Source organism: Propylenella binzhouense (assembly GCF_009866965.1).
GTDB lineage: Bacteria > Pseudomonadota > Alphaproteobacteria > Rhizobiales > Afifellaceae > Propylenella > Propylenella binzhouense.
The window spans coordinates 1-13,037 of record NZ_SPKJ01000103.1; the positions used below are offsets into that span (position 1 = coordinate 1).

Sequence of the window (13,037 nt, forward strand, 5' to 3'; positions counted from 1 at the left end):
CCGCCCGCCGCGGAAGAGGAAGCCGCCGGTCCGGACGGGGCGCCGGCTCCGGCCGCGCCCGAGGAGGCGACGCCCGCGACGCCCGCGCCGGCGCCGAGCATCGTCGGCCAGCGCGCCATCTTCTACGAGCAGGGCGACGGCGACGCCTCGGGTCAGGCCTCGGATGCGCAGGCGACGTGGGAGCAGGTGAGCCGGCCGGACGGCCTGCCCGCGGTGCGCGCGGTCATCCGGGTGCCGGACAAGAATGCGACCGTCACGCTCACCATCTCCCGGAACACGGATCAGGGTCTTCCGGCGAGCCACATGGTGGAGATCGCCTTCGAGGGGCAGCTTTCCGACGTGGCGCTCGAGCGGGTGCCGGCGCTCGTCCTGAAGCCGAACGAGCAGGCGCGCGGCCAGCCGCTCGCCGGCGCGGCCGTGCCGGTCACCGACACCCTGTTCTGGATCGCGCTCTCCGACGAGGAGGACCAGGTGAAGCGGAACGTGACGCTGCTTCGGGAGGGCTCCTGGTTCGACATGCCGCTCCTCTTCACGAACGGCAAGCGCGCCCTCCTCACCTTCGAGAAGGGGATCGCCGGCGACCGCATCTTCGAGACGGTGATGCAGGCCTGGGACAAGACCTGACCACCGTCCCGGCAGTCTCCTTTATTCGAGCGCGACGGCGTAATCGTCGACCGGCAGCGCCTTCTTGATGAGGCCGTGCTCGGCGAGGAAGGCCGCGAACCGCTTGTAGCGGAGCCGGTCGAGCGCCGCGGGGCTGCGCGAGAAGCGCGGCAGCGTATCGGCGTAGGCGCGGCGGTTGAGCGCGTCGTCGAGGTCCGGATGGGCCTTCAGGAACAGCTTCAGGCCGTCGTCGGGATGGTTGGCGATGTAGAGCGCCGCCTTCTCGATCGCGGTCATGAAGCGGGTCAGGCGGTCGTCGCCCACGCTCTCCTTCCGGGCGACGAAGATCAGCTCGTCGAAGGGCGGGACGCCGGCCTCTTCGGGATAGAAGGCGCGGCCCGGATGGCCCTCGATCTCGAGCTGGGTAAGCTCGAAGTTCCGGTAGGCCCCGATCACGGCGTCGACCTTGTGTGCGATGAGGGCGGGGGAGAGCGCGAAGTTCACGTTGACGAGCGTGACGTCGTCCTTGGCGAGCCCCGCATCCTTCAGCATCGCCTCCAGCAGCACCTCCTCGAAGCCAGCGACGGAATAGCCGACCGACTTGCCCTTGAGGTCGGCGAGCGACTTCACCGGCCCGTCCTCCAGCGCGACGAGCGCGTTGAGGGGCGTTGCGACAAGCGTGCCGAAGCGGACGAGCGGCAGGCCCTCCTCGACCTGGAGGTAGAGGTTCGGCTGGTAGGTGATCGCCACGTCCGCCTGACCCGCGGCGACGAGGCGGGGAGGCGCGCTCGGATCGGCCGGCGGGACGATCTCGACCTCGAGATTCTCCTCGGCGAAGTAGCCCTTCTCCGCTGCGACGACGATGGGCGCGTGGTCCGGATTGACGAACCAGTCGAGAACGAGCGTCAGCCTGTCGGCCGCCTCCGCCCCCTGGATTGTCGCGAGCCCGAACAGGATCGCGCCGGCTAGTCTCCTCATGTCTTTCCCTTTCGTCAGCGGGTTGAACCTTCCCCGGGCACCCAGGCGAGCCGTCTGCGCACGAGCAGGTCGACGCCGAGGCGAAGCAGCACGGCCATGCCGGCCAGGATGAAGAGGGCGACGAAGACGCGGTCGGTCTGCATCCGCGCATTCGATTGGAGCATGATGAAGCCGAGCCCGGAGGACGATCCCACCCATTCGCCGACCACTGCGCCGATCGGCGCGACGGCGGCGGCGATCCTGAGGCCGGAGCCGAGGGCGGGCAGGGCGGACGGCACGCGGATCTTCCAGAGCGTGGCGACCCGGCCGGCGCCGTTCATGCGGGCGAGGTCGAGGAGGTTCGGGTCGGCCCGACGAAGCCCGTCCGCGAAGGTGGTCGCGACGGGGAAGAAGATGATGAGCGCCGCCATCGCGACCTTCGAGGAAAGGCCGAATCCGAACCAGATCACGAGAAGCGGCGCGATGGCGAAGACGGGCAGGGCCTGGCTGACGACGAGCATCGGCCCGACGACCCGTTCGAGCCTGGGGGAGAGCGCGAGCAGCAGCGCGCAGGCGATGCCGAGCCCGACGCCGAGCGCCATCCCGACGAGCATCTCCCCGCCGGTGATCAGCGACTGCCGCAGGAAGAAGCCCGGCTCGGCCGCGAAGGCGCCGGCAATCTCGCTCGGAGCAGGCAGGATGAAATGCGGGACCCGGAGCAGGCGGACCGCGATCTCCCACGCGGCCGCCAGGCTGGCCACGGCCGCAATTCGAAGCCCCGCATCGGCGCCCGATGCCACGTCCACCACCTCCATGGAAGGCGAAGAGGACGCGGTCTCCGTCCCTTCGCCGGCATGACCCGGATCAGGTTCAAAGGGTTCGGCATGCCGCCATCTCAGCGCGGCCGGGCCGCGCACCCCTCGGATGGAATGGCAACTAGTGGTTTTCGCGCCGGCCGGCAAGCGGCATGGCGGACCTGCGCTGATGCTTCTTTACACAGGCTTCTGCTCATGCTTTCGGCAGGCCGTGACCCCTCTCTTCGGCTGGCTCGGCCGGCAGCCCTATCTGCTCCTGTCGCTTTCCTCGCTCTTCTGGGCGGGCAATGCCGTGGTCGGCCGCTGGATCGCGGGTTCGATGCCGCCGGTCGCGCTCGCGCAGTTCCGCTGGGTGGCGGCCTTCCTCATCCTGCTGCCGCTCGCGATCGGCCAGATCCGCCGGGACTGGCGCGTCGTCCGCCGCCACCTGGCGTTCCTCGCCTTCCTCTCCTTCGCTGGGATCAGCGTCTTCAACACGCTGCTCTATTGGGGGCTGCACTACACGACGGCGATCAATGCCAGCCTCATGCAATCGACCGCGCCGCTCCTCATCGGGCTCTGGAGCTTCCTCCTCTACCGCGACCGGCTGACGCTCGGGCAGGTGGGCGGCATCCTGACGTCCCTCTTCGGCGTCTTCGTCATCGTGGTGGAGGGAGATCCCGCGCGCGCCGCGGACTTCTCGGTCAATATCGGCGACATCGCCGTCATCGTCGCGATGTCGGTCTACTCGCTCTACTCGGCCCTGCTGCGCCGCCGCCCCGGGGTCGGGCCGCTCACCTTCGCGACCCTCACCATGGGGATCGGCGCCTTCCTGCTGCTCCCGCTCTTCGCCCTGGAACTCGCGTTCCGGCCCGGCGCCATCCATCTCAATGCGGAGGCGGCGTCCGGCCTCCTCTACGTGATCATCTTTCCCTCGGTCGCCGCCTATCTCTGCTTCAACAGGGGCGTGGAGCTGGTCGGACCCAACCGGGCGGGTCCGTTCTTTCACCTCGTGCCGCTCTTCGGAACCGGCCTCGCGATCGTGCTCCTCGGCGAGCAGCCCGCGCTCTTCCATGCCGTCGGCGCTGCCCTCATCCTGTCCGGCGTCTTCATCGCCACGCGCCGGCCGCGGGCGCGCATCCGCGAACCGGGGGCCTGACGCGCGCGCCGGCCCGGGCGGAAGCGAATGCCGGGCAGCGGGAACCCGCGGCCCGGCGCCGGATTGAGTCGCTGTCGGCGATCAGGGGAGCACCGCCATCGGTGCCGCGGGCCCGGACGTCCCCGGCAGGAATGACCGGAGCGCCGGCCTCCGGCCGGCGGCGGCCTGGCCCCTTCAGGCGCCGAGGAGCGGGAGAATCCGGACGATGTCGAACGTCTTCACCGAGGAGCGGAGCGGGCTCGGCGTCGAGGCCGCGGCGCGCGCCGTGCGCGAATCGTGCCACAGCCTGCCGGCGCCCGAACGCGCCGAAGCCTTCGGCGAGCGGTTCGACGGATTCGGCGCGGCGCGCGTGGTCCTCCTCGGGGAGGCGACGCACGGAACCTCGGAATTCTACCGGGCGCGCGCGGCCATCACCCGGCGGCTGATCCTGCACCACGGCTTCGACATTGTCGCGGTCGAGGCCGACTGGCCCGACGCGGCGCGGATCGACCGCTACGTCCGCGACCTGTCGCCGAGGGCCGAGGCCGAGGAGGCCTTCCAGCGCTTCCCGACCTGGATGTGGCGGAACCGCGAAGTGCTCGAGTTCCTCGACTGGCTCCGCATCCACAACCAGGCGATCCCGCATGACGAGAGGGTCGAGTTCCGCGGCCTCGACGTCTACAGCATGGGAAGCTCGATCGCCTCGGTGATCCGCTATCTCGAGGAGGTGGATCCGGAGGCGGCGCAGCGCGCGCGGAACCGCTACGGCTGCCTTACGCCTTGGCAGGAGGAGCCTGCCCATTACGGGCGGGACGTGCTCTACGGCCGCAAGGACCCGTGCGAGGACGCCATCGCCAGCCAGCTCGAGGACCTGCTCGCGCGCCGGCTCGACGACGCGGCCGGCACCGGCGAGGGCTTGTTCGACGCCGTGCAGAACGCCCGCATCGTCCGCGCCGCCGAGCAGTACTACCGGATCATGTATCGCGGCTCGACCGAATCCTGGAATCTGCGCGACCGCCACATGTTCGAGACGCTGAAGCGGCTCCTCGAACGGCGCGGCCCGGGCGCGAAGGCGGTCGTGTGGGCGCACAACTCGCATATCGGCAATGCCGCCGCCACCGCGATGGGCTGGCAGGGCGAGTTCAACATCGGCGAGCTCTGCCGGACCGCCTTCGGCGAGGAGGCGGCCCTGATCGGCTTCGGGACGGATCGCGGCACGGTCGCCGCCGCCTCCGACTGGGGCGAGCCGATGGAGGTGATGCAGGTGCGGCCGGCGCGCGCGGACAGCTACGAGCGCGTGTTCCGCCAGGCGGGCCTGGCGCGCGCTTTGACGGACTGGCGGGCGCCCGCCAGGCAACGCCTGCGCGACGCACTCGCCGAGCCGCGCCTGGAGCGCGCCATCGGCGTCGTCTACCGGCCCGACACGGAGCGGACGAGCCATTATTTCGACGCCGTGCTGCCGGAGCAGTTCGACGCCTTCGTCTGGTTCGAGGAGACGCGCGCGGTCACGCCGCTTTCCGCCGGCCGGCCGCAGGGCGTGCCGGAAACCTATCCGTTCGGACTCTGAGGGAGAAGCCGGGCGCGCGGCCCGCGCAGGCCGGCGAAAGCCGGCCTCGGCGGGACGGCCTCAGGCGGGCGAGGGGAGCAGGGCCGCGCGGTTGTTGCGGTCGCGCTCCTTCGTCGCCTTCACCATCGCCTTCTGCACCTTGTCGAAGGCGCGCACCTCGAGCTGGCGCACGCGTTCGCGGCTGACGTCGAACTCGTCGGAAAGCTGCTCGAGCGTCAGCGGGTCTTCGGAGAGCCGCCGCGCCTCGAAGATGCGGCGCTCGCGGTTGTCGAGGACGTTGAGGGCGTCCTTCAGCATGGCCCGGCGCTGGTCGAGCTCGTCATCCGCGATGAGCCGTGCCTCCTGGCTCTCGGATTCGTCGGCGAGCCAGTCCTGCCACTCGCCCCCGCTTTCGCCCTCGCTCGCGCGGATCGGGGCGTTGAGCGAGGCGTCGCCTGAGAGCCGGCGGTTCATCGAGACCACCTCCTCCTCGCTGACGTTCAGCTTTTCGGCGATCTGCCGCACCTGGTCGGGGTGGAGATCGCCCTCGTCGAGCGCCTGGATCTGGCTCTTCGCCTTGCGGAGATTGAAGAAGAGGCGCTTCTGGTTCGCCGTCGTCCCCATCTTCACCAGGCTCCACGAGCGCAGGATGTATTCCTGGATCGCGGCGCGGATCCACCACATCGCGTAGGTCGCCAGCCTGAAGCCGCGGTCCGGGTCGAAGCGCTTCACCGCCTGCATCAGGCCGACATTGCCTTCGGAGATCACTTCGCCGATCGGCAGGCCGTAGCCGCGGTAGCCCATGGCGATCTTGGCGACGAGCCGCAGATGGCTCGTGACGAGCTTCTGCGCGGCGTCGCGGTCGCCGTGCTCGGCATAGCGCTTCGCCAGCATGTACTCTTCCTGCGGTTCCAGCATCGGGAACTTGCGGATCTCGTCCAGATACCGCGAAAGCCCCCCTTCGCCGGAACGGAAAACCGGAATACTGCCCTTGGCCATGATCGATCCCTGCCTGTCGCGGGTTTCCCCGCACGTGCCGGCCGCCACGCGGCCGCACGCGACTCCATCCTATAGAGCCTTTCGAGCTCACAGCCGACTTACGATTGCGTAATGGTCATGCCGCGGAACTGATCGAGAAGCGCCGCCATGTCGGCGGGTGGCGGGCTCTCGAATTCGAGCTCTGCCCCGGTCGTCGGATGCCGGAAGGCGAGCCGGGCGGCATGAAGCGCCTGCCTCCGGAACGCTTTGACCGCCGATGCGATCCCTCCGGGCAGGCTTTCGGCCTTGGTGAGGAAGCCCGATCCGTAGACGAGGTCCCCCACCAGCGGATGGCCGATATGCGCCAGGTGCACGCGGATCTGGTGCGTCCGCCCGGTCTCGAGCGCGCAGCGGACGAGGCTCGCCACGCCGCCGCCGAAGACCTCCTCGACGGCGTAATGCGTGATCGCCCGGCGGCCGCCGCTCCTCACCACCGCCTGCTTCTGGCGGTTGCGCGGATCACGGTCGAGCGCGGTCTCTATGGTGCCCGTCCGCCGCGCCGGGACGCCCCAGACGAGGGCGAGATATTCCCGTTCGAGCGGACCCTCCCGGCCGTGATCGGCGAACTGCTCGGCAAGCGCGCGGTGCGTCGCGTCGTTCTTCGCCACCACCAGGAGGCCCGACGTGTCCTTGTCGAGGCGGTGCACGATGCCGGGTCTGCGCACGCCGCCGATGCCGGAGAGCGAAGACCCGCAATGGTGAAGGAGAGCGTTGACGAGCGTGCCCGACCAGTTGCCGGGCCCGGGATGGACCACGAGCCCCGCAGGCTTGTCGATAACGACGAGATCGTTATCCTCGTAAAGGATTTCAAGGGGGATGGGCTCGGGCGTCGGATCCGCGTCCTCCGGTTCCGGCATCCGCAGTCCCACCGTCTCGCCGGAATTGACCCGGTAGTTCGGGTCGATTACGGTCCGCCCGCCGATCGCGACGCTTCCCCCTTTCACGAGGGCCTTCAACCGGCTCCGCGAGACTTCGCCGGCCCGGTGCGCGAGGAATGCGTCCAGCCGCTCGCCCGCCTCCGCCGGCGCGACCTCGAAGAGCAGCTCTTCCACGTCTTCCAAATCTGTCCCGGACTGCGCCATGGCTCCCAACAATCCTGCCGATCTCGACGAGGAGGAGCCGCCGCTCGATCCGGCCGTGGAGCGCGTCCGCCAGAAGCTTGCCTGGCTTCTCCTCGGATCGCTCGGCGTGATGCTGCTCGGGCTTATCGCGGTCTTCAGCGCGATTGTCTACAAGGTGGGCGCCGGCGGCGGGGAGGAGGCCCCCGCGGTGCCGGCCGTCGCGGCGGAGGGCGGGCCGATCCGGCTGCCGCCGGCGACCGAGGTGCTCGATGTCGCGCTTGACGGCGGAAGGGCGCTTCTCCATGTGCGCGAGCCGGGCGGAACCGCGCTCCTTCTCGTCGATCTGGAAAGCGGACGGGTCCTCCTGCGGCGCGCGATCGCTGCGCAATAGCCGGCGGCCTGCGCGGGGCGCATGGCATCCATCTCCGCGCGCGGTTGCCGCGCGGCGGGCGCCGGTGCAGCCTCTGCCCGGGAGGATCGCCAATGAACAGGAAGACCATTCTCGTCACCGGCGCGAGCCGGGGCATCGGCCGCGCCACCGCCCTGCAGGCGGGCTCGCTCGGCTGGGCCGTCGGCGTCAATTATGCCCGCGACGAGGCGGCGGCCGAAACCGTCGCCGCGGAAATCGAGCGCGCCGGCGGGCGCGCGCTCCCCGTCAAGGCGGATATCGCGCGCGAGGAGGAGGTGCTCGAGCTCTTCGAGACCGTCGCGGCCGCGCTCGGCCCGCTCGACGGCGCCGTCGTCAATGCCGGCATCGTGGCGCCGGCCGCTCCGCTCGTGGAGATGAGCGCGGAGCGGATGCGCCGGATCTTCGACGTCAACGTCCTCGGCACCTATCTCTGCGCGCGCGAGGCGGCGCGCCGGCTTGCGCAAGGCCGCGGCGGCAAGGGCGGGTCGATCGTCATCGTCTCCTCGGCCGCCGCGCGCACGGGCGCGCCGTTCGAATATGTCGATTATGCCGGCGCGAAGGGGGCGGCGGACGCGCTCACGCTCGGCCTCGCCAAGGAGCTCGGCCCCGAGGGCGTCCGCGTCAACGCCGTCCGTCCGGCCCTGATCGAGACCGGGATTCACGCCTCGGGCGGCCGGCCCGATCGCGCCCAGGTGCTCGGCGCGGGGACCCCGCTCGGGCGGGCAGGGCGGCCGGAAGAGGTCGCCGAAGCGATCGTCTGGCTCCTCGGCGACGCTTCGTCCTACGTCTCGGGCAGCTTCGTGGAGCTCGCCGGCGGGCGCTAGCCCGCCGCAGGACGGAAGCCGGGCGCTAGCCCGCGGCAGGGCCCTGGGCGGAGCCGCGGGGTCCGACGCAAGGCGCAGGCGGCGTATGATCGGCGACGCGGCGAATCCAGACATCCGAAAGGCGCTTCCCAAGTGGACATTCCCCGGATCTTCAACATCACGGAAAGCGCGCACCGCATCCACAACCCGTTCACGCCGGAAAAGCTCGCCACTCTCGGCGCCGCCCTGCGCCTGGAACCGGGGACCCGCGTGCTCGACCTCGGCAGCGGTTCGGGCGAGATGCTGTGCACCTGGGCACGCGATCACGGGATCGGCGGCACCGGCATCGACTTGAGCCCGCTCTTCACCGCGCAGGCGCGGCTGCGCGCCGAAGAGCTCGGGGTCGCCGATCGGGTCGCGTTCGTCCATGGCGACGCCGCCGGCTACGTGGCCGACGAAAAGGTCGGCGTCGCAGCCTGTCTCGGTGCCACCTGGATCGGCGGGGGAGTCGCCGGCACGATCGCGCTTCTGGCCGAGAGCCTCCGCACGGGAGGGATCATCCTGGTCGGCGAGCCGTACTGGCTTCGGTTGCCGCCGACGGAGGACGTTGCCAAAGGATGCCTCGCCGCGTCGATCTCCGACTTTCTTCTGCTCCCGGAGCTTCTCGCCGCCTTCGGCGATCTCGGCTACGACATCGTGGAAATGGTGCTGGCGGACCAGGACGGCTGGGACAGGTACGAGGCAGCCAAGTGGCTCACCATGCGCCGGTGGCTTGATGCCAATCCCGGCGACGATTTCGCGAAGGAAGTCCGGGCCCGGCTGACCTCGGAACCCGCACGCTACGCCGCCTATACGCGCGAATATCTGGGCTGGGGCGTGTTCGCGCTGATCGCCCGGTGACGAGGCCGCCGGCCTCGGCGGATTGTGAATGGCCGTGCCGCGGAATAGATTGTGCGCCGGCCCGGCTACTGAGACCAGGGCCCCGCCAATCGAGACGATCGACTCTTTCGTCAGTCAGGAAGCCTGAGGGGACAACTTACTGTCATGCAGTTGCACGACCGGGGCACGGTTGGATTTTGAAATTCAGACACGGTTCGATACCATCAAGATTCCACCGAATGGAACAACCAGTCAGTAATGTTTTAAAAGATCCACTTCCAGCCCTGGACGAGCGCCACGGCACCTCCAAGCGCGGTGCACGCCGTCACAGTGACCCGAGCTTTTCTCGACTCGAGCAAGCGATCGATCAGATTCACGATGCCGTTGCCCGCCGTCTTCAATTTCCCCTTGAGGGCAAGTGAGATCACGTGGGCGAAGAAGGTAACCTTCGCGATCGTAGATGCGTGCATGCGAATGTAGTCCTTTGCCTTGAAGGCCTCGGACTCATCCTTGCCTGCCATGAAGCCCTGAACTAAGCCGCCATTCAGGTTCATTAACGAAGACATTCTGGGGTCGGGCGCGTAGTCCTGCCCATAGCGGGCCTTGAGAATATCGTTCAGATTCAGTCGAACTTCTACTGGGATGCTGGGTGGCTCGTCGTGGGTCAGAACGCGATAGCGATGCTCCAGGTGCTCAAATCCAAAGGTGATGGCGCGCATGTTCCAGTGCACCCAGAGGCGCTCGCGGCGATCCCGCACGAACTTATAGAATTGGGTAAGCATCTCCTTCTCGACCTCGTCGAACCGGGCTTCGATTTGGTCGAGTGCAATGCCCAGCGTCTCAGCCGCCGTGTGGGTCGCGAACGAGAGCGTCTGCCCTGACTGGTAGTGCCGAACAACGATGGAGGTTATGCGAGGAGAAGGGGCTTTCTCCGCATCCGGATCAAACAGCGTCTCCGACGAGTAGTGGATGATATAGTACCGACCGGGATCACGTTTGATGTCCCTGAAGAAGGACTCTGCGCTTGCCAAGTAGCCCCCGATTGTGAATGGCTTGCCTGAAGCTATTCAACCCATCCTGGGTCCGTTTGCAACCTCTATTAGCCACTTGTTGAGGTCCAACTGCAGGGCGTAGGGCGTCTCGGGCGACTACACTTGGAAAAAGGCGTCGAGGACCGTGCCGTTGAAGCGTTCGGCGAAGCAGGTCGTGTTTGCGGTAGAACGGAAGCACGTCGTTGTGCAACACCGACACGGCTGTTTCGGGCTGCTTTGAGACATGTGAGGCAAGCCGAAGGCGTAGGAACCGTAGGTGTCGACCATGGCATGTAGTTAGACCTTGCCGATGCCCTTCGGCGAGCCAACGAGGAAGGTGTGGGCGCGCAGCAGTTCGCCCGGCGCCTGGCTCTCGACATGGCGCTCGCGGAAGGCCGGGTTGAGCTTCTCCAGCAATGCGACCTGCTCCCGAGTTCCGATGCCAGATCCAGAACGGCCAGCCGCTACCGGGCCAGCTCGCTCGCCGTCATGCGACGGTGATCCTCTTGCTCCGGTGGCGCCGACGAACCTCCTCATGAGTGCCTCCTCCTAACTGCGAAAATAGCTCGGAAAGAAGCTTAAAATGACAGCCCATGGTCTCCGGTCAGGAGAGGATGGCACATCCGGGCATGGGCAGCAGCCGCTTCCCCTACGCTCCTCGTTCGGGCCGGCGACGAGGGGCGCGGAAAGGCAGGATGGTATATCGGATTGCGCCCAAGCGAGCCAAATGCGCCTGGGGCGTGCTAATCTCCGGAGGCGAACCGGCCGCACCTTTGCCGACAGCGATCCGGACGACGGGAACGAGCAGAACAGCGCCATGAAGCCGACGAACAGCATCTATACCGGCCTGCCGACCACGATCTTCGAGGAGATGAGCCGGCTCGCCATGGCGCATGGCGCCGTCAATCTCGGCCAGGGCTTTCCCGATACCGACGGCCCGGAGGACGTCCGGCGCGTCGCGGCCGAGGCGCTGCTCGCCGGCCCGAACCAGTACCCGCCCATGCTCGGCCTGCCCGATCTCAGGCAGGCGGTGGCGGAGAGCTGGCAGCGCTTCCAGGGCCTCGAAGTCGACTGGTCGCGCGAGGTGCTCGTCACCTCCGGCGCCACCGAGGCGCTCTCCGATGCGATCGACGCGCTCGTGGAGCCCGGCGACGAGGTGGTGCTGATCGAGCCGCTCTATGATTGCTACCTCCCGCTCGTCCGCCGCGCCGGCGGCGTGCCGCGCCTCGTGCGCATCACCCCGCCCGACTGGGCACTCGACGAGGCGGCGCTGCGGGCGGCCTTCTCCGACCGGACCAAGGCGGTGCTCCTCAACAACCCGCACAATCCGGCGGCGAAGGTCTATCGCGAGGACGAGCTCGCGCTCCTCGCGCGGCTCGCGATCGAGCACGACGCCTATGTGATCGCCGACGAGGTCTACGAGCACATCGTCTTCGACGGGGCCCGCCACCGCTCGATGCTCGCGCTCCCCGGCATGCGCGAGCGCACCGTCGCGATCGGCTCGGCCGGCAAGAGCTTCTCGCTCACGGGCTGGAAGGTCGGCTACGTCACCGCGGCACCCGACCTCCTCGATCCGATCGCCAAGGCGCACCAGTTCACCACCTTCACGACCCCGCCCGACCTCCAGAAGGCGGTCGCCTACGGGCTGCGGAAGGACGCCGCCTATTTCGGGGCGCTCGCAAGCGGGCTCGAGGCGAAGCGCGACCGGCTCGCCGAGGCGTGCCGCGGCATCGGGCTCGAGGTCATCGCCTGCCAGGGCACCTATTTCCTGACCGTCGATTGCGCGCGGCTCGGCTTCGAGGGCGACGACGCCGCGCTCGCGCGCCGGATGACGGCGGAAGCGGGCGTGACCGCGATCCCCGTTTCGGCCTTCTACGGCTCCGATGCGCCGCGCTCGTTCCTTCGCTTCTGCTTCGCCAAGCAGGACGCCGTGCTCGACGAGGCGGTGGAACGCCTCGCGCGCTGGATCGGCACGGCGGAACGCTCCGCCGCCTGAGCGGTTCAGGCCGGGTGGACCGGGCCGCGGGGACGCTGATGGCGATCCGTACACTCGTCTGGGGCGAGAACGTTCAAGAGCGGACCGACCCGGCGGTCGCCGCGCTCTATCCGGACGGCATGCACGAGACGATCGCGTCCGCCCTGCGCGAAGACGGCGCGCTGGCGGTCGGCACCGCAATCCTGCAGGATCCCGAGCACGGCCTGTCCGAGGCGCGGCTCGCCGAGACCGACGTCCTTCTCTGGTGGGGCCACAGGGCGCATGGCGAGGTCGCCGATGCGGCCGTGGAGCGCGTGCTCGGCCGGGTCTGGGAGGGGATGGGGCTGATCATCCTCCATTCCGCCCATTTCTCGAAGCCCTTCAAGCGGCTCATGGGCACGCCCTGCGCGCTGCGCTGGCGCGTGGCGGGCGAGCGCGAGCGGCTCTGGGTGGTCGACCCGGCCCATCCGATCGCCGCCGGGCTCGGCCGGTCGATCGAGATCCCGGCCTCCGAGATGTATGGCGAGCCCTTCGCGGTGCCGGCGCCGGACGAGACGGTCTTCATCTCCTGGTTCGAAGGCGGCGAGGTGTTCCGCTCCGGCCTGACGTTCCGGCGCGGCGGCGGCCGGATCTTCTATTTCAGCCCCGGGCACGAGACCTATCCGATCTATCACCAGCCGGAGGTCCGGCAGGTGCTGCGGAATGCCGTCCGCTGGGCGTACAATCCGGCGCCGCCCTGGGCCGGCGTCGCCGCGGCGCGGCGCGTGCCGGCCGAAGCCGCGCCGGAGCCGCTGCGGACGGCG

12 protein-coding genes, 2 pseudogenes and 1 riboswitch are annotated in these 13,037 nt (G+C 68.8%); of the genes and pseudogenes, 8 read left to right on the forward strand and 6 right to left on the reverse strand.

The window, feature by feature from the left end; translation table 11 throughout:
* Positions 1–624: pseudogene (locus tag E4O86_RS19530) on the forward strand (hypothetical protein); the annotation flags it as partial.
* Positions 625–645: 21 nt separating this feature from the next.
* On the opposite strand, the gene E4O86_RS19535 reads toward E4O86_RS19530, so the two are convergent.
* Positions 646–1,581, reverse strand: a complete 936-nt coding sequence (locus tag E4O86_RS19535; RefSeq protein ID WP_161142231.1) for an ABC transporter substrate-binding protein — start codon at positions 1,579–1,581, stop codon at positions 646–648.
* Positions 1,582–1,595: 14 nt separating this feature from the next.
* Positions 1,596–2,366, reverse strand: coding sequence for an ABC transporter permease (locus E4O86_RS19540; RefSeq protein WP_343039194.1), 771 nt, complete (start codon positions 2,364–2,366; stop codon positions 1,596–1,598).
* Positions 2,367–2,384: 18 nt separating this feature from the next.
* A riboswitch (TPP riboswitch) is annotated at positions 2,385–2,491 on the reverse strand.
* 95 nt (positions 2,492–2,586) lie between these two features.
* Here E4O86_RS19540 and E4O86_RS19545 point away from each other — a divergent pair.
* Together E4O86_RS19545 and E4O86_RS19550 are read left to right on the forward strand one after the other, a co-directional pair.
* Positions 2,587–3,513 carry a DMT family transporter gene (locus E4O86_RS19545; protein WP_343039195.1) on the forward strand — a complete coding sequence of 309 codons (927 nt, stop codon included), beginning with the start codon at positions 2,587–2,589 and terminating at the stop codon, positions 3,511–3,513.
* Positions 3,514–3,718: 205 nt separating this feature from the next.
* Positions 3,719–5,059, forward strand: a complete 1,341-nt coding sequence (locus E4O86_RS19550) for an erythromycin esterase family protein (RefSeq protein WP_161142234.1) — start codon at positions 3,719–3,721, stop codon at positions 5,057–5,059.
* 60 nt (positions 5,060–5,119) lie between these two features.
* Here the strand turns inward: E4O86_RS19550 and rpoH are convergent, their stop codons facing one another.
* Together rpoH and E4O86_RS19560 are read right to left on the reverse strand one after the other, a co-directional pair.
* Positions 5,120–6,037, reverse strand: coding sequence for an RNA polymerase sigma factor RpoH (rpoH, locus tag E4O86_RS19555; protein WP_161142235.1), 918 nt, complete (start codon positions 6,035–6,037; stop codon positions 5,120–5,122).
* A 98-nt stretch (positions 6,038–6,135) separates the two neighbouring features.
* A complete protein-coding gene (locus E4O86_RS19560; protein WP_161142236.1) occupies positions 6,136–7,158 on the reverse strand; it encodes an RluA family pseudouridine synthase in 1,023 nt (340 codons plus the stop codon).
* On the opposite strand from E4O86_RS19560, the gene E4O86_RS19565 reads away from it, so the two are divergent.
* The 3 genes from E4O86_RS19565 (at position 7,157) to E4O86_RS19575 (ending at position 9,249) form a co-directional block, all read left to right on the forward strand.
* Entirely contained in the window at positions 7,157–7,528 is a 372-nt protein-coding gene (locus E4O86_RS19565) for a hypothetical protein (RefSeq protein ID WP_161142237.1), read from the forward strand. The two genes, E4O86_RS19560 and E4O86_RS19565, sit on opposite strands and share 2 nt — an antisense overlap.
* A 92-nt stretch (positions 7,529–7,620) precedes the next feature.
* Positions 7,621–8,370: an SDR family oxidoreductase gene (locus E4O86_RS19570; protein WP_161142238.1), complete on the forward strand. Its 750-nt coding sequence runs from the start codon at positions 7,621–7,623 to the stop codon at positions 8,368–8,370.
* 132 nt (positions 8,371–8,502) lie between these two features.
* Entirely contained in the window at positions 8,503–9,249 is a 747-nt protein-coding gene (locus tag E4O86_RS19575) for a methyltransferase domain-containing protein (RefSeq protein WP_161142239.1), read from the forward strand.
* Between the two features lie 242 nt (positions 9,250–9,491).
* Here E4O86_RS19575 and E4O86_RS19580 read toward each other — a convergent pair whose 3' ends face one another.
* Together E4O86_RS19580 and E4O86_RS19585 are read right to left on the reverse strand one after the other, a co-directional pair.
* Positions 9,492–10,259: a hypothetical protein gene (locus E4O86_RS19580; RefSeq protein WP_161142240.1), complete on the reverse strand. Its 768-nt coding sequence runs from the start codon at positions 10,257–10,259 to the stop codon at positions 9,492–9,494.
* A 169-nt stretch (positions 10,260–10,428) separates the two neighbouring features.
* Positions 10,429–10,694 (reverse strand): annotated as a pseudogene (locus E4O86_RS19585) (IS481 family transposase); the annotation flags it as partial.
* A gap of 382 nt (positions 10,695–11,076) precedes the next feature.
* On the opposite strand from E4O86_RS19585, the gene E4O86_RS19590 reads away from it, so the two are divergent.
* Positions 11,077–12,255: an aminotransferase gene (locus tag E4O86_RS19590; RefSeq protein WP_161142241.1), complete on the forward strand. Its 1,179-nt coding sequence runs from the start codon at positions 11,077–11,079 to the stop codon at positions 12,253–12,255.
* Between the two features lie 38 nt (positions 12,256–12,293).
* The coding region (locus E4O86_RS19595; protein ID WP_161142242.1) for a ThuA domain-containing protein at positions 12,294–13,037 on the forward strand (744 nt) is incomplete at its 3' end.